This window comes from Vibrio sp. Y176 (assembly GCF_033438945.1).
Map to the genome: position 1 here is coordinate 1 of NZ_JAWOQS010000020.1, position 22745 is coordinate 22745.

A 22745-nucleotide genomic window follows, 5' to 3' on the forward strand; every position below is an offset into this window, starting at 1 on the left:
CTGCCGCCAGCGTTCAATCTGAGCCATGATCAAACTCTTCAATTTAAGATTTTGTCGGCTCAATGAATACTGAACATTACATAAAGTAATGTTTGAATTGACTGTGCTGAATCTTTCGATTCAATGGTCACTTCGTTTCATTGAAACCTAATTTGAAGCCGAAGCTTCTAATTGGATTATCATCAACGAGTGCCCACACAGATTGATAGGTTCTTATTTTTAAAGAGCTTTTCTAACATTTTCAGCAACTTAGTTGCTCGCCGTTAGGGGTGCGTATCTTACTTCACACCGTGAGAGAGTCAAGCATTTTTTTCAAATTCTTTTTTCTCTCTTCCCGACTCGCTGTGTGACTTTCGTCTCACTCCGTGTCGGTGGATGCGCATTATAGGGGGTTGAGAAATTAGCACAAGCGTTTTTTGCAAAAAAACTTCCAACCGCACAAATAACGAGCATTCTGCATAGATACTCAACGATCTTGTCTAGTATTTCGGGTTGCAGAGGATCTTTTCATGATGAAACACCTGACTTCTGCATTAAAAGATCGCCGATTTCTTTGTGATTTTGATTGCTGATCTTATCTCTCTTGGTTCTTTTTTCTCTTTCTATCTATATAAAGACGAAAAAAGAGCAGAACGATGACGAACTGCTCTTTTGGTCTTTGCTTTTTATTTGGGGTACTTCAGGTGAAGTCTTGGAAAAGTGTTTCTTCTATATATAGAAGAAAAGATCAGAGCATCCTTGCCCTTCTCTTTACGACAGATTAGTTAGGGGTATATCTAAATGTCGTTATTGTTCGATGACGCATTGAGCTCGTAAGAGTGGAGCATGCTTGCATTCCCAATGACGTCATCTTCGAGAGGAACTTAGTTCTTCAATACTTTTACGGTGTAGCTACCATCTTTTTGTTGGTATAAACCGTGGATGTCGGTTTCGAAACCTGGGTAATGCGCACCGATCTCACAAAGCATCTCTAGGAAGTCCAGCACAGGGCGAGACTCTTGAGTCACCATTTCACCAGGAAGTACTAGTGGCACACCTGGAGGGTAAGGAAGGATCATGTTCGCACTTACGCGGCCAACCATTTCTTCCAGTTTGATTTCTTCTACGTTACCGCGAAGCTCTTCTTGCCATGCTGCGTGTGGTGTTACTTTCATTTCTGGAAGTACATCGAACGCTTTGTACATTAGCTCTGGTAGGTTGTATTTCTTAGTTAGGTCATGAATTGCTTGTGCTAGTTCTTGAACGCGCATGCCTTCATAGAAGCTTGGGTCTTCGTTGTATAGCGAAGGTAGGAAGCTCTTGATGGTTAGGTTCAAGTCGTAGCCACGTTTAAATTCAGTTAGGCCGCGTAGCAATTGCATTGCTTTTGATTTGTCGATACCGATTGAGAATAGGAACAACAAGTTGTATGGACCTGTTTTCTCTACCACGATGCCGCGCTCGTCTAGGAATTTAGCCACCAGCGAAGCAGGAATACCTGATTCTTCTAGTTCGCCTTCTTTATTCATCCCAGGAGTCAATAGCGTTACTTTGATTGGATCAAGATACATGTGGTTGTCATCCATGTTCTTGAAGCCGTGCCATGTGTCGCTAGGATCTAGTTTCCAACATTCCGTGGTATCGATGTTTTCTGGTTGCCATACATCGAAGAACCAGCTGTCGCTTTCTGCTTCTAGGCGTTTGATCTCTTTACGGAAGCGGATTGCGCGATCGATAGAGTCTTGCATCAACTTCTTACCAGTGTTGCCGCGCATCATTGCCGCTGCAGTTTCAGTAGAAGCAACAATGCCGTACTGAGGTGAAGTTGAAGTGTGCATCATGAATGCTTCGTTGAAAGATTCTTTATCAAAGTCGCCTTTCACGTGAATCATTGAAGCTTGTGAGAACGCTGCCAACAGTTTATGTGTTGATTGTGTTTCGTAGAACACTTTGCCTGGCATCGCTTCACCACTCATACCACATTTACCTTCGTAAATTGGGTTGAAGTTAGTGTAAGGCACCCAAGCACTGTCGAAGTGGATGTGTTTACAATCTAGCGACTCTTTGATGAATTGTGTGTTGTACAACAGGCCATCGTAAGTTGAGTTAGTCACTACTGCGTAAGTTGGTGCTGTTGCACCTGGTGTCTTCGCCACTTTCTCTGCAATGACATCACGGCTGAATTCGCTTTGTGGAATACCACCAAGGATGCCGTATGCGTTACGAGTTGGGCGGAAGTAGATTGGTGTCACGTCGCTCATCATCATTAGGTGAGTCAGAGATTTGTGACAGTTACGGTCAATCAGTACTGTGCTGCCCGCAGGTGCAGAGTACATACCAACGATTTTGTTCGATGTAGACGTGCCGTTAGTTACGATGTACGAGCTGTCTGCATTGAATGTGCGTGCGATGTATTCTTCTGCATCTTTATGTGGACCTGAGTGGTCTAGTAGAGAACCTAACTCAGGCATTGAGATTGATACGTCCGCTTTGAATGTGTTTGGACCGTAAAAATCGTAGAAGATGCTACCAGCAGGGCTTTTCTGGAATGCAGTACCGCCCATGTGACCTGGAGTACAAAAGGTGTATTTACCTTCTTCTACGTATTTGAATAGCGCTTTAGTGAATGGAGGCATGATGGCATCTTTGTATGCCTCAGTCGCTTGGTTGATTTTGATAGCGATGTCGTCAGCCATACCTAAAGCGTACTCGAAGAAGCTTACGTTTAGACGTAGGTCTGTTAGTGAAATGTCTAGAGTAGACTGTTCGTTAGCAAATGCGTGAACAGGCAGTTTTTCGTTGATTTGGCTGATACGTTCACATAACTCTAGTGAGTATTTATCCCAGTCGAACAGCACACCGCAAATGCGTGGGTTCATCTCAATCATTTTGATCAAGTCTTTATCATCTACTGGGTAAACCACTTCGTAGCCCGCTTTCTCAAGAGCAGCGTGAAGTTGACGAACTGGCTCTTCTTTAAAGAACACACCCATGTGGTTCAAGATAGCGAATATATTCATTTGGACATCTCCAAGGCGAATGAGGGCGCTCTTTGCCATTTACAGGCAATGAGTAAGGTGAGCGCCGCGTGAATTTGGGTTTTATGGGCTGGCACCTTAGTGCCAGCGTTTTGGGGATTAGTTGCTTGCTTGGGCAGGCATGTCGTCAGCGTGCATTTTCACGTACTGAGCAAGACCTGCTTTTTTGCTGTAGAACATCAAGATAACTAGAGAAACGATGAAGGTTGCTGTTAGCGTACCGCCCTCTGCACCCGCTAGTGCGATGAAGCAGAACAGACAAGCTACACCAGAGAACAGCATTACGAAGCCGTTGCGTGTTGTCATACCTTCGAAGCGAATCAAGTTAATGCTTGAGTAGAAGTAAGGCAGCATAGTTAGTAGAACTGCGTCAGTCGTTAGCTGGTTGAACAGGTCTGATGCGTGTGCTGTTTTAGAGCTGAAGAACATCAGTACAACCATCAGTGCAGTCATCTTGATTGACGCAAGGATTAGACCTTTCTTAGGCACACCGTTTTTGTCAGTTTCGCCGTAGATTTTAGGGAAGTTGCCGTCGTTTGCTGCACGTTTACCTGCTTCACCTACTAGCATCATCCAAGAACCTAGCGAAGTGAAACATGCTAGCGCTGTGAATGCTGATACGAATGGTGCTGTCCAGCTACCGAATAGCTCAGTGGTTGCTAATGCAAATGGCGCACCTGATGCCGCAACTTCTGACGCTGGGAACATGCCGCTGATCATTTGAGTTGATAGGATGTAAATCACACCTGCGATACCAGTACCCAACATAGTTGCTAGTGGTACAGTACGTTTAGGGTTTTCTACCATACCAGTCGATACCGCTGCTGATTCCACACCTACGAATGACCATAGACAGATAAGAACCGCTGTTACTACCGCGTGGCTGTCAGTGCCTGCTGATACGTTCCAGTTTTGGCTGTAAAGCGCAGTATCGAAGTGCGTCCAACCAAATGCGGCAGTACCAACAACTGGGATAAGGATAAGAACTAGACCAAGCGTACATAGACGGCTTACCCAGCTACCACCAAGTAGGTTGACGAAAGTGAAGATCCATACCGATGCAATCGTCGCAATACCTGCTGGGATTGGGTTATTAAGCACAGGGAAGAATACTGAAAGGTAAGAAACACCTGTAATGGCAATAGCCAGGTTACCAATCCAGTTCGCGTGGTAATAAAGAACGCCCGTTTGGAAACCAAATACCGGAGACACTTCGCCAGCATAAGCGATAGGACCACCTTCTTGTGGGTTTTTGGTTGCCAGACGAGCGTAAACAAACGCTAGACTCAGTGCACCGACCAAACAGATCAGCCAACTGAAGATTGAAACAGAGCCTACAGAGGCAAGACTAGAAGGTAATAGTGCGATACCACTACCCATCATGTTACCGGCTACGACACCCGTACAGGCAATAAGGCCGATTTTTTTCGCATTCGATGACATAACATCTCCAAATCTATTCTACTCGAGTCAACATGACTCAAACTGAATGGTTATTAGCGAGATGCTATGAGGAAGAACCTGCTCGACCTCGCTAAATTTCGAAGTGAAGACTACGCCCAAAAACTGGGAAAAAAATAAACTTGGGGTTATCAATAAAATGATTAGTTAATCAACATCAAGTTGAGGAAAACATGATAAACACAATAATATAAAACCATATTATTCATTTAGTTATAAGAAAAACATCAAACCTTCTACCGATAGATAAACTCTCATCAACTCGTTGGTCATCGCGATAAAAGTTATCAACCTCTATCAACTTCCCCATCCCGAAGGGTTAATTCCCTGAAGTGTTGATTCCATAAATCTCTCCCTGATCGCGCTTTTTGACCCACATCAATATTCATCTCGCCTGCAAGAAAGCATCAAAATCATTCTCGCCACATAACTCAGCCAGACACTTCATACAATCAATAGAGATAGAGATAGAGATAGAGATAGAGATAGAGATAGAGATAGAGATAGAGAAGCAAAGCGGGTATGTATTCCCGTTGCAAGCTTGCGTTGTTAGCTCCTTCGTAAGTCATTGCCCCACCGCCCCACCCTTTTCACTTTTCGACAGCGACAAAAAAGCCCCTCACAGAAATGAGGGGCTAGCATTAGACTGACGTTGAGTCCGAGAGAATTAAAGCATTCGAACGACAGAAGGGTGAACGGCGCGATACATGGCGTAATCAATCGCCTTCATGTTACTTGGGAAGACCAAGTTTTCGCACAGCAGGTACGTCTCAACCGACGTATCAATATAGAAAGCTTCACTGTAAGACTCACTGGCTAAATCCAGATCACCATCCAATTCGGCGTGCTTACCGCGAATCACATAGGAAAGCACTGAATCACGTAACCTCAATGCCTGTCCGAGATGCCGCTTGGCTAACGCCATGTCACCAATGATGGTTTCGTGCAGTGCTAAAGCTTCATAAATTCGCGGTTGAATTGGCCCCACCATCATTTTCACATTAGTCTCTAGTGCTTCACTGAGCTGCTGCATTCGCCCTTTCTTCAACTCCTGTGAGAAATCAAGTGCCTTTTGTACATGGTAAGCAATCAACAACTCAGCTTGAACGTAAGCATTATCCGGCTCGATTTCTAAAATGTTTTCCATCAAGTCGATACCTTGGCGGAATTGTTTAGTATCAGAGACATTAAGGTAATGGTTAGCCTGAACAAACAACTCCAACGCGTCGGGATTCATTGGCATTCCCGCCACCAGCATCGTAGATTTCAATTTGGCATCCGACACTTTCAGCACTTGCATCAAATCCAACGACGCTTGTTGAAGCACTGTCTTTAAATGACTACTGGTTAACGCGTATTGACGACTAAACAACACTTTCTCAGATGAGTTATTGCGATATTCCACCTCTAAAAAGCTGCCACCGTCATTCTCACGAACTCTCACCACAACCGATTTACCAGGCACAATGCCAGAAGTAAACGACGCCTTCTTTAGCATGACTCGGTAATCACTGACTTGAGCAATGTCGGACATCAACTTTTGGGCGAATCCGTCTGCCAAATCGTAGCTTAATCCTTCATTCGTAAAATTATCTTGAAACTTGAACTCAATCAGATGGGTATCGATGGCTTGGGTAATACGCACTTCCGATTGCTTGTAGGTAAACACGCCCATCACTACGACCAACATACTGATCCAGATGAAGTTCATAATTCCCAATCGCCAAGGACTGATTTTGTTTTTGCTCTGAGGGGCTTTTTTCTCTTTTGACATCTCGCAGACCGCGCGAGTTAGAGGACCGGCAGGAAAGGTAACGGCTGGTGCTATAGGTAGACAATCCTCTTCCGATTCTTCAACCGAAGGTGGGATCTCTTCATTTTGCCGACTTGTGACAAACTCTTCATGCGTCATAGCAACCACGTTCGCTACCAGCTTATAGCCACGCTTGGGCACCGTGATAACGTAGTTGGTATTTTCCTCTCGACCGTCACGTAGTAGCTTACGCAACTCAAAGATGGATTGAGTCACCACTTGATCGGTCACAATCGCTCCAGCCCAAACGTACTGAATCAATTCCTCGCGGTTGAACACCTCATTCGCATGCTCCGCTAAGAAGTGCAAAAGATTAATTAAGCGTGGCTCAACAGTAACTTCCCTATCTTGTCGATACAGCTTATTTTCATCAACGCTCAAAACCCAGTCATTGATTTGAAAATAGACTCCAACCATGTATGAAAACTCTCGTATCTACAGACAGCGTTACGCTAGGAATCAGACAATGGTCGATTCCTACAAGTAACTAAAGGCAAGATTATAGGTGGGAAAGCAGCGTGTACCTAGAAAAGCAAGTCGCCAAAAATGCAAACTTAAGTTAAGTGATGCAAGAATGAGACTACTCAAGTGCTGCAAGGATAGAGCAATGTGTGGCGTCATCGTCTGTATGACCACAACAAGCATCATTAATCTTCTTTAACGCTCGGCGAATTTTCGTCAGCTCGTTAATTTTCCCATCAATCAGCTCTAACTTAGCAGAAGTAATGGCTTTTACCTCTGCACAGCTGTGTTCTGTCGCTTCTAACTTAATTTCTAACAGGTCTTTAATTTCATCCAGACTCAAGCCAAGATCTTTACCTTTGAGGATAAAGTGCACCTGCTTTTGATTCTCTTCATCATACAAGCGGTAGCCTGAATCACTTCGTCCTGCGGGTTTTATTAGCGCGTTTTTCTCGTAGAAACGCAATGTATCGGCAGTCACACCACAACGTTTTGCCAGTTCACCTATCTGAAACATAACTTCCCCTATTAACTATCTCGTTACTTTTAAAGCTAAAGAACGACTTTTTTGCAATTATTTTTGAGATGCCAAACGATTGCGCGAGCTTTTTTGTAATAAATTGGTTAGAATACGCGCCATCAAATGTGGAGACTGTTTTCTAACCAGAAAACACCCTGCAAAGGTCTTTACCAAAACTGGCCAATATTTTACCCCAAGAGGTAAAAACAAGTTCATTTTTGGCAAACATCTTTAACTCCGTGAATTTGAGGAAAATGGAAGCATGAATAACGCTCGTCCTATTCGCCGTGCGCTTATCAGCGTATCAGACAAAACAGGTATTGTTGAGTTTGCGCAAGCTCTTGCTGAGCGCGGTGTCGATATCCTATCTACTGGTGGTACAGCTCGCCTACTTGCCGAACAAGGCATCGCCGTAACCGAAGTCTCTGACTACACTGGTTTCCCAGAAATGATGGACGGCCGCGTTAAAACGCTTCACCCAAAAGTTCACGGTGGCGTGCTTGGTCGTCGTGGCCAAGATGATGACGTGATGGAAAAGCACGGCATCAACCCTATCGATATGGTTGTCGTAAACCTATACCCATTCGCAGAAACCGTTGCCAAAGAAGGCTGTACACTAGCCGACGCGGTTGAAAACATCGATATCGGCGGCCCAACAATGGTTCGTTCTGCAGCGAAAAACCACAAAGACGTGACTATCGTTGTTAACGCAGGTGATTACGGCCGCGTAATTGCAGAGATGGACGCAAACGACAAATCTCTCACTCTCGAAACTCGCTTCGACCTTGCCATCGCTGCTTTTGAACACACTGCCGCTTACGATGGCATGATCGCAAACTACTTCGGCACTATGGTTCCATCTTACGGTGAGAACAAAGAAGGTGATGAAGAGTCTAAATTCCCACGTACGTTCAACCAACAGTTCGAGAAGAAGCAAGACATGCGCTACGGTGAGAACAGCCACCAAGCAGCCGCATTCTACGTTGAAGCAAACCCACAAGAAGCATCTGTTTCTACTGCTCGCCAAATCCAAGGTAAAGCCCTTTCTTACAACAACATCGCAGACACGGACGCAGCGCTTGAGTGTGTGAAAGAGTTCAACGAGCCAGCATGTGTAATCGTAAAACACGCAAACCCATGCGGTGTTGCGCTAGGCAAAGACATCCTAGAAGCGTACAACCGCGCTTACCAAACTGACCCAACATCTGCATTCGGCGGCATCATTGCATTCAACCAAGAGCTGGATGCTGAAACAGCAACCGCTATTGTTGAACGTCAATTCGTTGAGGTCATCATCGCTCCTTCTGTTTCTGCTGAAGCGATTGAAGTGGTTGCCGCGAAGAAGAACGTACGTCTACTTGAGTGTGGCGAATGGACAACGAAGACAACTGGCTTTGACGTGAAACGCGTGAATGGCGGTCTACTGGTTCAAGACCGCGACCAAGGCATGGTAAGCCTAGACGACCTAAAAGTGGTTTCTAAGCGCCAGCCAACAGAAGAAGAGCTAAAAGATGCACTGTTCTGCTGGAAAGTAGCGAAATACGTGAAATCTAACGCGATCGTTTACTCGAAAAGCGACATGACTATCGGTGTAGGTGCTGGCCAAATGAGCCGCGTTTACTCTGCGAAAATCGCAGGCATCAAAGCTGCAGACGAAGGTCTACAGGTTGAAGGTTGTGTAATGGCATCAGATGCATTCTTCCCATTCCGTGACGGCATCGACGCGGCTGCAGAAGCGGGCATCAAGTGTGTGATCCAACCAGGTGGTTCTATGCGTGATGACGAAGTTATCGCAGCGGCAGACGAACACGGCATGGCGATGATCTTTACCGGTATGCGTCACTTCCGCCACTAATTTCCTCTTCGTATTTGGCACTGTGGCGTCGTTAGCTGCTTTCGCCCACCCCGGTCACATAGCGGGCTATGCTCCCGGGGATGGGCTCAATTGTTGCCTAGCTACATCACCAACTACTTTGAGTAAACAGTATTTATAAGATTAAGGATTTTCATATGCGAGTTTTAATCATTGGTTCAGGCGGTCGTGAACATGCGCTAGGCTGGAAAGCAGCGCAAAACCCAAATGTTGAGACTATTTTCATTGCTCCAGGCAACGCAGGTACAGCACTAGAGCCAAAACTAGAGAACGTAAACATCGATGTAGAAGACATCGCTGGCCTTGTTGCTTTCGCCAAAGAGAAGGCGATTGAACTGACTATCGTTGGCCCAGAAGCACCATTGGTTATTGGTGTGGTTGATGCGTTCCGCGAAGCTGGCTTACCAATCTTTGGCCCTACCCAAGCCGCAGCGCAACTTGAAGGCTCTAAAGCGTTTACTAAAGACTTCCTTGCTCGTCACCAAATCCCAACCGGTGCATACGCAAACTTCACAGAAATTGAACCAGCGCTTGCTTACGTGCGTGAGCAAGGTGCACCTATCGTAGTAAAAGCTGACGGCCTTGCTGCTGGTAAAGGCGTTATCGTAGCGATGACGCTAGAAGAAGCTGAGGACGCAATCAAAGACATGCTAGCAGGCAACGCATTTGGTGATGCTGGTAGTCGTGTCGTTATCGAAGAGTTCCTAGATGGTGAAGAAGCAAGCTTCATCGTGATGGTGGATGGTGAGAACGTTCTGCCAATGGCCACCAGCCAAGACCACAAACGCGTAGGCGACAAAGATACGGGTCCTAACACCGGTGGCATGGGAGCATACTCTCCAGCTCCAGTGGTGACACAAGAAATCCACAACCGCATCATGGAAGAAGTGATTTACCCAACAGTACGTGGCATGGCCTCTGAAGGTAACCCTTACACTGGTTTCCTATACGCGGGTCTGATGATCGACAAAGACGGCACTCCGAAAGTAATCGAGTACAACTGCCGCTTCGGTGATCCTGAGACACAACCTATCATGATGCGCATGGAATCGGATCTTGTTGATCTGTGCCTAGCGGCAATCGACGAGAAACTGGATCAAGCGGAATCGAAGTGGGATCCACGAGCATCGATTGGTATCGTGTTAGCAGCCGGTGGTTACCCAGCTGCATACAACAAAGGCGACGTAATTTCGGGTCTGCCACAAGTTGAAATTGAAGGCGAAAAAGTCTTCCATGCAGGTACAGATAACAAAGATGGCGACATCGTGACAAACGGTGGTCGCGTTCTTTGTGCAACCGCACTTGGCAACAGCGTATCAGAAGCGCAGCAGCGTGCTTACGAGCTTGCAAAACAGATCCGTTGGGATGCCATGTTCCATCGCAACGATATCGGCTACCGTGCAATTGCACGTGAGCAAGACAAATAAAAACAACATAAGTTGGCTAAAAAACAAAAGGCGCACTCAGCGCCTTTTTTTATTGTTCTTGTTCGACAGAATTCGAAGCAATGTTTATTCAGAGATCAACTTTGGCCGAGAAACACAATCAAAGTCATCGTCATTGAGCATCAACAGTTCATCGACCATTACTTTGTTTCGTGACTGCTTGCCGACAAAAGCCACATAACTGTCTACCGATGAGAGACGCTCGATAATAAATTTTGGCAGCGTCTGATTAAACTCGAGTGTCGAGAACACCTTACCTTTGCAGGTTTCAAACGATTGACCATTCCAATAACCTTGAATAAGGCTCTGATTGTTACGAGACTGCGCCTTAACCGATGCCACTACGTCATTCGCTTCTGCTTTGTAGCGCTCTAATTGGTCATGCTGGAGTGGTAAGACTTTAAGGTTAACACGATATTGTTGGTAAACCGCTTCGCCATCTTTATTGAAACGGATGTGGATTTGAAAAGGCACCAACTCTTGTTTGGTATCAACTTGCTCGCCTTTTCGAATCAACTCTCGCAACTCACCTTCATCCCAGCGATAATCACTCTTGAACCAACCATTGTCCCCCATAGTCACATAATCAGCCGCCGTACTCACACGAGTGAGTTTCTCTGTCATCCAGTACAAGCTGCTAGCATCTCCCGCAACTTTACCACCAGAAAAATGCGTGAATTGTTCTAAATTAGGAGTTTCAACCGATGAACAGCCAAAAAGGGTAAGGCTAGATAGGAGAAGTGAAGTGAGTAGATGTTTTTTCATGAAATTGCACCGAGGCAGGATACCTCGGTGCATTCTAACTTAGTTTACTGATTCTTTCAGCGCTTTACCTGCTACGAATGCTGGTACGTTAGCTGCTGCGATTTGAATCTCGTCACCAGTCTTAGGGTTACGACCAGTACGTGCAGCGCGGTGGTTTACTTTGAATGTACCAAAACCAATTAGTTGAACTTGGTCACCCTCTTTAAGTGCGCCAGTTACACCATCAAGAGTCGCTTCAAGAGCAGCTTTTGCTTGTGCTTTTGATAGGTCTGCTTTCTCTGCGATAAAGTCGATTAATTGGGTCTTGTTCATTAGGTTTCCCTTCTCATAGGTTATCGAATTCGTCTCACTCTAAAACATAAATGCCCCATCTGGCAAAGGTTTGTAAGCGATCTTTCGATTTTCTGACGTACTTTTAGCCATAATATGAGTAATAACTCACAATTTGTTACCACATACCCCCTGAAAACCCTTGCTTTCCAAGGTATTTGGACCAATTTATAAGTCACTTTTGCGGTTATAATAGCTGCAAATAACCACTATCAAACTACATTCAAGGGCAACTATGCTGCTGTTATCCATTTATATCTCTATTGCAATCGGCATTTCGTTTATCTGTTCGGTGCTGGAGGCGGTACTGCTGAGTATCAGTCCGAGCTACATTGCGCAGCTCAATCAACAGGGGCATCCCGCAGCTGGGCAATTGGCTAAGCTGAAATCAGATATCGACCGACCACTGGCATCTATTCTGACTTTAAACACCATCGCTCACACGATCGGCGCAGCCACTGCTGGTGCACAAGCTGCAGTTGTATTTGGTAGCGAAGCATTAGGTATCTTTTCGGCAGTGCTGACATTGGCGATCTTAGTGCTTTCAGAAATCGTACCGAAGACGATTGGCGCGACCTACTGGCGTCAGTTGGCACCCACTGCCGCGGTCGCATTGCGTTGGATGGTATGGGCGCTTACACCCTTTGTTTGGTTCTCAGAGCAAATCACCAAGCGTCTTGCTCGTAACCACGAAGCTCCAAAGATGCGTGATGAGCTGTCTGCAATGGCGATTCTGGCACGTGAAAGCGGTGAATTTGCCGAGGGTGAATCAAAAATCTTAAGCAACTTGCTTGGCATCCAAGATGTACCCGTAACGCAGGTTATGACGCCACGACCAGTAGTATTCCGTGTCGATGCCACAATGACCATCAATGAGTTCCTAGAAAAACACAAAGATACGCCTTTCTCACGCCCATTGGTTTACAGCGAACAGAAAGATAACATCATTGGTTTTGTGCATCGCCTTGAGTTGTTCAAACTACAACAATCAGGTTGTGGACAGAAACAGTTGGGAGCAATCATGCGCCCAATTCAAGTGGTGCTAAACAATACCACTTTACCTAAAGTATTCGACCAGATGATGACTCATCGCTTACAGCTGGCACTTGTTGTTGATGAATACGGTACCGTGCTAGGTTTGGTAACGTTGGAAGATATTTTTGAACACCTCGTAGGCGAGGAGATCATCGACGAAGCAGATAAAAGCACTGATATGCAGGAGCTGGCTTACCAACGCTGGGAAAGCTGGAAAGAAATGCACGGCGTAATCGAAAGCCGCGATGACGATGAAGAAGATAACGAGCTGGAGAAGCAGGATAAAGAGCCAGAAGCTCAAGAGCCACCGAAACCCGACTCGAAAGAATCGTAATCAGCTCTAGGTATAACAGCTTAAACGCACAAAAAAAGGCATCCAGTTAGGATGCCTTTTTCTATTTATTCAACGATTAAAGTGCAATACCGATGTTGCTCACACCTTCCTCACGTAGCTCTTCGCGCAAATCTTTAATCAAGCTGATGTCACGTTCTACCGCTTCACGCAGCGGACGGAAGATAGCCCACTGGACGTCCCACTCTTCACATACGGCTTCGTTTTCTTTCTGGTTGTCGTTGGTGATTGGCTCTGCACCTTGCGCTTGCTCTAGGTCAGCAACGGTTTGTACCGACTGTTGGCTCACTTTAAGCATTGAATCGAAAAGGTAGTCGCGATCCAATAGACCATGCAGTAACGTAGACAAACCCTGACACGCGTCCATCGCTGGGTAAACGCCGTAAAAATCGAACTCATCCGCACTTGGGAACAATTCTTCTAACTTCTCTAATTGGCGTTCGAAGTTAATTTTCGCGTTCTTAACTGTCAAAATTTCCCATACACTATCAAGAATCGCTCGGTAAGCACGCGGGTCAGCAAATTCTGTATTCTCACAAAACATCGCATAGTTTGGATACATGCGTTCACACAGACACGCCATAAAGGTAATTTGTTGCCAAGGTTCTAGTTTTTCTAAACGAACCTGAAGAGGATTCTTAAGCATAGTCACTCAATCATTGAAGAAAAAAACAGCGAAAGTGTACTTGATTCATCACAGGGAAAAAAGTTAATGCCGCATTCAAATCAGATTTTCCTGCTCTCAGAGCATCGCGACACCTACAAAACGTTACTGGCAGAGAAAAATCTGCCCGATCTTTGCCTCACCGACCAACCAGAAGCCGCTCAGATCGTACTAGCGGATCCACCCTTACTATCACAAAGCTTAGACGAGTTTTCACAGCTTGAATGGGTACAATCCACGTTTGCTGGTGTCAACGCCTTAACATCCCCTAGCCTTCGTCAGGACTATACTCTAACTAACGTTCGAGGCATCTTTGGTCCACTGATTGCTGAATATGTTTTGGGTTACAGTATTGCCCATTACCGCCACTTTGCCCGATACCACCAGCAACAACAAAACAAACAATGGCAGCCTCACCTGTACACGTCATTACAAAGTAAAACCATGGTAATTCTTGGTACCGGTAGCATTGGGGGCTATCTGGGCAACGCCGCTAAAGCAATGGGGATAAAAACTATCGGTATTAACCGCACAGGTATCCCGACTTCAGGCGGCGAGTTTCATCAGACCTTTCATATCAATGAACTAAGTAAGGCATTTGAGCAAGCCGACATCGTTGTGAATACTCTACCAAGTACACCTGAGACGCGACAGTTACTTAATCGTCAAACGCTCAGCCAACTAAATCAGGCGTTATTATTTAACGTAGGTCGTGGCGACGTACTGGATGAGACAGGGTTGCTCTTCGCTCTGAAAAACCGTTGGGTAGAACACGCCTTCTTAGATGTGTTTGAGCAAGAACCGTTATCGGTAGAACATCCGTTTTGGAAACTACCGCAAGTCACCATCACTCCACACATTGCTGCGCTGAGTTTTCCCGAGCAAGTCATCGAGATTTTTGCTGACAACTATCTACGCTGGCGCGATGGATTTTCATTAAATTATCAAGTGGATTTCGAAAAGGGTTACTGAGAATGTCGTTAGACGAGCTATTGCAACAAGTGAGGGCCTGCCAGATATGCGCGGATAATTTACCTTTGGGCGCAAACCCTGTCGTACAAGCCGCAAAAGGGGCACGCATCCTAATCATCGGTCAGGCCCCTGGCACACGTGTACACAAAACCTCGATACCTTGGAATGACCCAAGTGGTGATCGATTACGCCAATGGCTCGATATCGACAAAGACGTTTTCTACGACCCAAATAAAATTGCCATTGTCCCAATGGGATTCTGTTATCCAGGCAAAGGGAACTCTGGTGATTTACCGCCTCGTAAAGAATGTGCGCCCACTTGGCATAAAAAGATTCTTGAGCAGCTGCCCAATATAGAGCTCACTCTACTAATTGGTCAGTACTCGCAGCAGTACTATCTCACCAACAAACCAAAGACGCTCACACAAACCGTTCAGCAATGGCAAGATTGGGAACCAGACTTTATCCCGCTCCCTCACCCATCTCCACGCAATACATTGTGGTTAAAGAAGAATCCTTGGTTTGAATCTGACGTCGTGCCATACCTTAAAAAACGCGTTCACTCGATGCTTTAGGTTACCCATGATCTAATTGCTTGTTTATCTGTACAAGAAAATTAGAACATAAAAGCCGAAATCATAAGCACTTGTTTATATTAAGTTTTAATGTCTAATGTACAGCTAGAGTAGTAATTAGATCATAGTAGGCCAAATACTACTAGAGCTGTACAGCCTTGAGTCTCAGATAGAAAAACTGAATTTTAGGCAAAAAAAATACCGGCACTGAATGCCGGCATTTGATTTCAAAAAGTCGAAGTTACTTGTGGTACGGCTTAGATAACTCGTGTACCGCATCCACAAATACGCCCGCGTTTTCTGGCGGCACATCCAAATGGATACCGTGACCTAGGTTGAACACATGACCAGTACCTGCATCACCAAAACCTTCTAGAATACCCGCGACTTCTTCACGGATACGCTCTGGTGAAGCGTAAAGCATTGATGGGTCCATGTTACCTTGCAGCGCCACTTTATCACCGATACGTGCTTTCGCGTCTGCAATGTTGATTGTCCAGTCTAGACCAACCGCATCACAGCCCGTTGCTGCGATTTGCTCAAGCCACATGCCGCCATTCTTAGTAAACAGTGTGACTGGCACGCGACGACCGTCGTTTTCACGAATCAGACCATCTACAATCTTGTGCATGTATTGCAGTGAGAACAGATTGTAATCACGAGGCGTTAGTACGCCACCCCATGTGTCAAATACCATTACCGATTGCGCACCCGCTTTAATTTGCGCGTTTAAATACTCGATAACGCTGTCTGCCAGTTTATCTAGAAGTAGGTGCAGAGTTTGTGGTTCCGCGTACATCATCTTCTTGATCTTGGTAAACGCTTTAGAGCTACCACCTTCGATCATATACGTCGCAAGCGTCCAAGGACTACCAGAAAAACCAATCAGCGGCACTTCACCCTTCAGGTCTTTACGGATCTGGCGTACTGCGTTCATTACGTATTGCAGTTCACCTTCAGGATCTGGCAAACCAATTTTTTCCACGTCGGCTTTGCATGTAATTGGGTTATCAAAAACAGGTCCTTCACCCGCAGCAAAACGCAAACCAAGCCCCATTGCATCTGGAATCGTTAAGATGTCCGAGAATAAGATCGCGGCATCAAGAGGAAAACGGCGTAATGGTTGAAGTGTCACTTCGGATGCTAATTCTGCATTTCGACACAAAGACATGAAATCACCCGCTTCTGCACGAGTCGCTTTGTATTCTGGTAGGTAACGACCTGCCTGGCGCATCATCCATACTGGCGTGTAATCTACCGGCTCTTTTAAAAGCGCACGCAGATAACGATCATTTTTTAATTCAGTCATTCCGTAATTCCAACTGTTAGGCTTTCTGTGAAAGGGGGTATTCTATCACTGATTTAAGTCCAATAGCTGTGTGCTTTGCAACCTGGATCAAGTTATTAACTTTTAAATCAATGCTTAATTTGCACCCAATCGGTATCAGTGTTAAAAATTTGTTCGCTAGCGAAAACTACAATTATAAACTGAGTACTTAGTACTTAGTACTTAGTACTTAGTACTCAGCATCTCATAACGACATCTTACTTACCCCCTCCCTCTCGGAGGGTTTTTTTTTATCTATTTATCAGACAATTAGAGTCTATATCTTTCAGCGTTTGTTCGATAAGTGCTCTTGCAATCGTTCCTTTAGGCGCAACAGGCGGCATCTCGTCGATACCAAACCATTGTGCATCAGACAGCTCAGTGTAGTCTGGGCTTAACTCTCCGGATTCATAGTCAGCTAAAAACCCCATCATCATACTGGATGGGAAAGCCCAAGGCTGGCTGCCAAAGTAACGAATATTTTTAACGAGAATTCCCGTTTCTTCATGAATTTCTCGAGCCACGCACTCTTCTAATGTCTCACCGACTTCTAGAAAACCCGCAATAACCGTATACATACCATTTCGATGCCTTGGATGTTGGGCTAATAAGATCTGATTTTCTTTACGTACAGCAACGATAATACACGGAAATATTCTAGGATAATGAAGGGTGCGACATTCACCACACTGCATGGCTAACTGGTTATTATTAAGAAAGTTTCTTCCTCCGCACTGTGGACAAAAGCGCAAACTTTGCGTCATGTGCCCATATTGCACAGCTTTACTTAACAACATAAATAATGGCTCAGGAAAATGCAGGCAGTCACGCAGGGATACTAAAGGTAGATCATGCTCTAAATCGGCCAAGTTAAGCCACATGACGGGCGAACCAGAATACTCACCAATGGGTCTTGCACTCGTTACTGGCAGTGATAACTGCTCTGCAGACCCGAAGGGCACAGCACCATCCACCAGCCAAATTTCACTTCCTGCAACAACACACCAGTATGCATTTATCGCGCGGTTAACATCACCTTTTCTTAACATTACACCATCCCTTTGCTTGAAGTTCGTTCATTTTACTGGCAATCTAATTTCATACTAGAGTTTATCGTTAGGTAAATGTGCACTCTAAATTCTAGTAAGGACAAGAGTTTGTAATAACTTTACTAACTTTGCTTTGCAAAGGATACGTTCGCCGATGGGCGATCAGATCATGAGGGCATGGTCATGCTAAGAAAATTCAAACAAACACAAGACCAGTGGGGTGGCTCAAGTGATGTCATTGATCACTGGTTAGAGACACGACAATCCCTGATTGTTGAATATTGTAAGCTTGCAGCGCTGCAACCTTGTTCGAAAACCAATGTTATTGAACTCCCATCTCCTTCCGAACTGCAGGATTTCTGTCAGCACCTCGTTGATTACATCTCCGAAGGCCACTTTAAAATTTATGACATGGTTATGGACCGTTGGAAAGCAACCGGCTTTGTCGTGACTAATGAGATCAATCAAACCTATGGTCAAATTGTTCTAACGACTGAACCATTATTGAACTTTAACGATAAGTACTCAGAAGTGACTGAAGATGATGAATTAAATGATTTCGATTCTGATATGTGTCTCATTGGGGAAATTCTTGAGACTCGCTTTGAAGTCGAGGACTATCTGATACAGCAAATCGCAGAAAGCCTGTCTATGCCACCTGGAGCTTAGTATTTGCAAACATTCAGAAATAGAGTGAGAGAAAAGACTGACGATCATCGTCGGTCTTTTTTGTTTCTAGCTTTATCGAAAATCCCACCGGAAGAACAAAGTAGTATAAAAACTAAAAAGGCACCCGAAGGTGCCTTTTTCTTAAGCTTTTAACGATTACTCGTTATATGACTTACTCTTCAGAAGAGAAACCAGCGTTTAGAAGTGCCGCTAGGTTATCCGTTGCTTGCTCAGCAGAAGGACCATCTTGCGCTTCAGAACGTTTAGCTTGACGCTCTTGGTGGTATGCGAAACCAGTACCAGCTGGGATCAGACGACCAACAATTACGTTCTCTTTCAGACCACGTAGGTCATCACGCTTACCAGAAACCGCAGCTTCCGTTAGTACGCGAGTTGTCTCCTGGAACGATGCCGCAGAGATGAACGACTCAGTCGCTAGAGATGCTTTAGTAATACCTAGTAGTTCACGTTCGAAACGTGCAGGCTCTTTGCCTTCAGCTTCTAGGTTACGGTTAGCAATCTTAACTTGTGAGTATTCAATCTGCTCACCAGGTAGGAACTCAGAGTCACCAGAGTGAGTAATAGTACACTTACGTAGCATCTGACGAACGATAGTTTCAATGTGCTTATCGTTAATCTTAACGCCTTGTAGACGGTAAACTTCCTGTACTTCGTTAGCAATGTACTGCGTTACCGCGTGTACGCCACGTAGACGTAGGATGTCATGTGGAGACTCTGGACCATCTGCGATCACGTCACCACGTTCAACTTTTTCACCTTCGAATACGTTCAACTGACGATGCTTAGGAATCATCTCTTCGTAAGCTTCACCGCTTTCACGTGTGATCACTAGGCGACGTTTACCTTTCGTCTCTTTACCAAAGCTCACAGTACCTGTGTGCTCAGCAAGGATTGCAGGCTCTTTCGGCTTACGTGCTTCAAATAGGTCAGCAACTCGTGGAAGACCACCGGTGATATCTTTGTTACCGCCAGACTTCTGAGGAATACGTGCTAGTGTTGCACCAACACCTACTGCTGCGCCATCTTCGATGTTCACAATCGCTTTACCAGGTAGGAAGTAGTGAGCTGGCATATCAGTACCAGGGATCATTACATCGTTACCTTGCTCGTCAACAAGTTTGATAGCTGGACGCATATCTTTACCTGCTGAAGGGCGAGCTGCTGGGTCAGTTACTTCGCTTGAAGATAGACCAGTTAAGTCATCCGTTTGACGAGATACTGTTACGCCGTCGATCATATCTACGAACTGGATGCGACCTGCTACCTCAGTAATGATAGGTAGTGTGTGCGCTTCCCAGTTTGCAACTGTTTCGCCAGCTTGAACTGTATCACCATCGCCTTTGCTTAGTAGCGTACCGTAAGGCAGTTTGTGCTTCTCTTTAGTACGACCAAACTCATCAACGATAGTTAACTCTGTCGCACGAGAAGTGATAACGATCTTACCGTCATCAGCCAATACAGATTTAGCGTTGTGTAGCTTGATAGAACCGTTGTTCTTAACTTGAACACTGTTCTCTGCCGCTGCTGTCGATGCCGCACCACCGATGTGGAACGTACGCATCGTTAGCTGTGTACCTGGCTCACCGATAGACTGAGCAGCAATAACACCCACTGCTTCACCTTGGTTCACTAGGTGACCACGTGCTAGGTCACGACCGTAACATTGTGCACAACAACCGAAGTCAGAATCACACGTTACTACAGAGCGCACTTTCATGCTGTCTACTGAGTTCTCTTCCATGATTTGACACCACTTCTCATCGATCAGGGTGTTACGTGGAATAAGAACGTCTTCAGTGCCAGGTTTTAGTACGTCTTCAGCAACAACACGACCAAGAGCAAGCTCAGAAAGTGCAACTTTAACATCACCACCCTCGATGTGAGGCATCATGTCGACACCTTCGTGAGTGCCACAGTCATGTTCAGTTACAACAACGTCTTGAGCAACGTCTACTAGACGACGAGTTAGGTAACCCGAGTTCGCTGTTTTCAGTGCCGTATCCGCAAGACCCTTACGAGCACCGTGCGTTGAGATAAAGTACTGAAGTACGTTTAGACCTTCTTTAAAGTTCGCTGTGATCGGCGTTTCGATGATTGAACCATCTGGACGCGCCATCAGACCACGCATACCCGCAAGCTGACGAATCTGTGCTGCAGAACCACGAGCGCCCGAGTCCGCCATCATATAGATGCTGTTGAATGACTCTTGCTGTTCCTCTTCACCGTCACGGTTAACTACCGTTTCAGATGAAAGGTTTTCCATCATTGCTTTCGCAACACGGTCGTTGGTCGATGCCCAGATATCGATAACTTTGTTGTAGCGTTCGCCCGCAGTAACAAGACCTGATTGGTACTGTTCCTGGATTTCACGTACTTCTTCTTCCGCTTCTGCGATTTCAGTGTACTTAGCTGCAGGTACAACCATATCGTCGATACCAACAGATACACCAGAAAGTGCCGCGTATGCGAAACCTGTGTACATGATTTGGTCAGCGAAGATTACTGTGTCTTTCAGACCTAGTTTACGGTACGCCTCGTTAAGTAGGTTAGAGATTTGCTTCTTACCTAGCTTTTGGTTAACGATGCTGTACGGTAGACCAGCTGGCACGATTTGCCATAGCATTGCACGACCAACAGTGGTGTCTACCATCTTGGTTTCTGTAGTGCTGTTGCCGTCTTCGTCTACAACAGTTTCTGTAATACGTACTTTAACGCGTGCGTGAAGCTCAGCTTGTTTAGTGCGGTATGCTTTCTCAGCCTCTTCTGGGCCAGAAAGGTACATGCCTTCACCTTTCACGTTGATCTTTTCACGAGTCATGTAGTACAGACCCAATACAACGTCCTGAGAAGGTACGATGATCGGATCACCTGACGCTGGCGACAGAATGTTGTTTGTCGACATCATCAGAGTACGAGCTTCAAGCTGTGCCTCTAGAGTTAGAGGTACGTGAACCGCCATTTGGTCACCATCGAAGTCCGCGTTATACGCCGCACAAACAAGTGGGTGTAGCTGAATCGCTTTACCTTCGATCAGTACTGGTTCGAACGCCTGGATACCTAGACGGTGAAGTGTAGGTGCACGGTTCAATAGTACTGGGTGTTCACGGATTACTTCGTCTAGGATATCCCAAACGACCGCTTCTTCACGCTCTACCATTTTCTTAGCAGCTTTGATTGTAGTCGCAAGACCACGAGTCTCTAGCTTGCTGTAGATGAATGGTTTGAATAGCTCAAGTGCCATCTTCTTAGGAAGACCACACTGGTGTAGACGAAGGTATGGACCTACTGTGATTACAGAACGGCCAGAGTAGTCTACACGTTTACCTAGAAGGTTCTGACGGAAACGACCTTGTTTACCCTTGATCATATCAGCAAGAGATTTCAGAGGACGCTTGTTAGAACCTGTGATCGCACGACCACGACGACCGTTATCTAGTAGCGCATCAACAGATTCTTGCAGCATACGTTTTTCGTTACGTACGATGATGTCCGGAGCAGCTAGCTCTAGAAGACGCTTCAAACGGTTGTTACGGTTGATCACACGACGGTATAGATCGTTAAGATCAGAAGTCGCAAAGCGACCGCCATCTAGAGGTACTAGAGGACGTAGATCTGGCGGAAGTACTGGAAGTACAGTTAGGATCATCCACTCAGGGTTGTTACCCGATGCGATGAACGCTTCTACCAGCTTAAGACGCTTAGTTACTTTCTTACGCTTAGTTTCAGAGTTTGTTGTCTCTAACTCTTCACGCATTTGTTCTGCTTCAGCGTGCATATCCATAGAACCTAGTAGGTCCTTGATAGCTTCCGCACCCATCTTAGCAGTGAACTCGTCGCCCCACTCTTCTAGACGATCTAGATACTCTTCTTCAGTAAGCATCTGACCTTTTTCTAGATCAGTCATACCAGGCTCTGTTACTACGTACATTTCGAAGTACAGAACGCGTTCGATATCACGTAGAGGGATATCCATTAGTAGACCGATACGAGACGGTAGCGATTTTAGGAACCAGATGTGAGCTACTGGTGAAGCCAGTTCAATGTGGCCCATACGGTCACGACGAACTTTAGTTTGTGTAACTTCTACACCACACTTCTCACAGATAACACCACGGTGCTTCAGGCGCTTGTACTTACCACAAAGACATTCGTAGTCTTTAACTGGACCAAAGATACGCGCACAGAACAGACCATCGCGTTCAGGTTTGAACGTACGATAGTTGATCGTTTCAGGTTTTTTAACTTCACCGAAAGACCATGAACGGATCATGTCTGGTGAAGATAGACCGATTTTGATTGCATCAAATTCTTCGGTCTTATGCTGTGCTTTTAGAAAGTTTAATAAGTCTTTCACAATCAGCTCCTGTAAGGAGTTAAAAGGAGCTCACTCGCTAA

The 22745-nt window shown here is 45.5% G+C and carries 16 protein-coding genes; 6 read left to right on the top strand and 10 right to left on the bottom strand.

What is annotated here, in order from left to right:
- Positions 1–863: 863 nt before the first annotated feature.
- From R7O13_RS22985 to zntR, 4 genes are all read right to left on the bottom strand, one after another.
- Positions 864–2999, bottom strand: coding sequence for a lysine decarboxylase CadA (locus tag R7O13_RS22985; RefSeq protein ID WP_005451159.1), 2136 nt, complete (start codon positions 2997–2999; stop codon positions 864–866).
- Positions 3000–3116: 117 nt separating this feature from the next.
- Positions 3117–4460: a cadaverine/lysine antiporter gene (gene cadB / locus R7O13_RS22990; RefSeq protein ID WP_005434864.1), complete on the bottom strand. Its 1344-nt coding sequence runs from the start codon at positions 4458–4460 to the stop codon at positions 3117–3119.
- Between the two features lie 685 nt (positions 4461–5145).
- Positions 5146–6708 (bottom strand): lysine decarboxylation/transport transcriptional activator CadC, encoded by a 1563-nt coding sequence (gene cadC, locus R7O13_RS22995; protein WP_151514382.1) that lies wholly within the window; start codon positions 6706–6708, stop codon positions 5146–5148.
- 163 nt (positions 6709–6871) lie between these two features.
- Positions 6872–7270, bottom strand: coding sequence for a Zn(2+)-responsive transcriptional regulator (zntR, locus tag R7O13_RS23000; protein ID WP_318304757.1), 399 nt, complete (start codon positions 7268–7270; stop codon positions 6872–6874).
- Between the two features lie 265 nt (positions 7271–7535).
- On the opposite strand from zntR, the gene purH reads away from it, so the two are divergent.
- Both purH and purD read left to right on the top strand, forming a co-directional pair.
- Positions 7536–9128: a bifunctional phosphoribosylaminoimidazolecarboxamide formyltransferase/IMP cyclohydrolase gene (purH, locus tag R7O13_RS23005; RefSeq protein ID WP_213915418.1), complete on the top strand. Its 1593-nt coding sequence runs from the start codon at positions 7536–7538 to the stop codon at positions 9126–9128.
- 155 nt (positions 9129–9283) lie between these two features.
- Complete coding sequence (gene purD, locus R7O13_RS23010) at positions 9284–10573, top strand: phosphoribosylamine--glycine ligase (RefSeq protein ID WP_318304758.1); 1290 nt, start codon at positions 9284–9286, stop codon at positions 10571–10573.
- 84 nt (positions 10574–10657) lie between these two features.
- Here the strand turns inward: purD and R7O13_RS23015 are convergent, their stop codons facing one another.
- Together R7O13_RS23015 and hupA are read right to left on the bottom strand one after the other, a co-directional pair.
- Positions 10658–11356: a DUF1481 domain-containing protein gene (locus R7O13_RS23015; RefSeq protein ID WP_213961392.1), complete on the bottom strand. Its 699-nt coding sequence runs from the start codon at positions 11354–11356 to the stop codon at positions 10658–10660.
- A 39-nt stretch (positions 11357–11395) separates the two neighbouring features.
- Positions 11396–11668, bottom strand: a complete 273-nt coding sequence (gene hupA / locus R7O13_RS23020) for a nucleoid-associated protein HU-alpha (RefSeq protein WP_005382524.1) — start codon at positions 11666–11668, stop codon at positions 11396–11398.
- 253 nt (positions 11669–11921) lie between these two features.
- Here hupA and R7O13_RS23025 point away from each other — a divergent pair, with 253 nt between their 5' ends.
- Positions 11922–13055 carry a hemolysin family protein gene (locus R7O13_RS23025; RefSeq protein WP_065275607.1) on the top strand — a complete coding sequence of 378 codons (1134 nt, stop codon included), beginning with the start codon at positions 11922–11924 and terminating at the stop codon, positions 13053–13055.
- Between the two features lie 76 nt (positions 13056–13131).
- Here R7O13_RS23025 and R7O13_RS23030 read toward each other — a convergent pair whose 3' ends face one another.
- On the bottom strand, positions 13132–13719 hold the full coding sequence (locus R7O13_RS23030; RefSeq protein ID WP_005382520.1) for a YjaG family protein: 588 nt from the start codon (positions 13717–13719) through the stop codon (positions 13132–13134).
- Positions 13720–13785: 66 nt separating this feature from the next.
- Between R7O13_RS23030 and R7O13_RS23035 the strand changes: the two genes are divergently transcribed.
- Together R7O13_RS23035 and R7O13_RS23040 are read left to right on the top strand one after the other, a co-directional pair.
- The gene (locus R7O13_RS23035) at positions 13786–14709 is read left to right on the top strand and encodes a D-2-hydroxyacid dehydrogenase (protein WP_047102536.1); all 924 of its coding nucleotides are present in this window, start codon (positions 13786–13788) and stop codon (positions 14707–14709) included.
- 2 nt (positions 14710–14711) lie between these two features.
- On the top strand, positions 14712–15284 hold the full coding sequence (locus R7O13_RS23040) for a uracil-DNA glycosylase family protein (RefSeq protein WP_005382518.1): 573 nt from the start codon (positions 14712–14714) through the stop codon (positions 15282–15284).
- Positions 15285–15525: 241 nt separating this feature from the next.
- On the opposite strand, the gene hemE is transcribed toward R7O13_RS23040, so the two are convergent.
- Complete coding sequence (gene hemE / locus R7O13_RS23045; protein ID WP_005382517.1) at positions 15526–16593, bottom strand: uroporphyrinogen decarboxylase; 1068 nt, start codon at positions 16591–16593, stop codon at positions 15526–15528.
- Between the two features lie 269 nt (positions 16594–16862).
- Positions 16863–17660 (bottom strand): NAD(+) diphosphatase, encoded by a 798-nt coding sequence (nudC, locus tag R7O13_RS23050; protein ID WP_005382516.1) that lies wholly within the window; start codon positions 17658–17660, stop codon positions 16863–16865.
- Positions 17661–17837: 177 nt separating this feature from the next.
- On the opposite strand from nudC, the gene R7O13_RS23055 reads away from it, so the two are divergent.
- A complete protein-coding gene (locus tag R7O13_RS23055) occupies positions 17838–18329 on the top strand; it encodes an Rsd/AlgQ family anti-sigma factor (protein ID WP_005382515.1) in 492 nt (163 codons plus the stop codon).
- 172 nt (positions 18330–18501) lie between these two features.
- Here R7O13_RS23055 and rpoC read toward each other — a convergent pair whose 3' ends face one another.
- Positions 18502–22704 (bottom strand): DNA-directed RNA polymerase subunit beta', encoded by a 4203-nt coding sequence (gene rpoC, locus R7O13_RS23060; RefSeq protein ID WP_005382514.1) that lies wholly within the window; start codon positions 22702–22704, stop codon positions 18502–18504.
- Between the last annotated feature and the right edge of the window lie 41 nt (positions 22705–22745).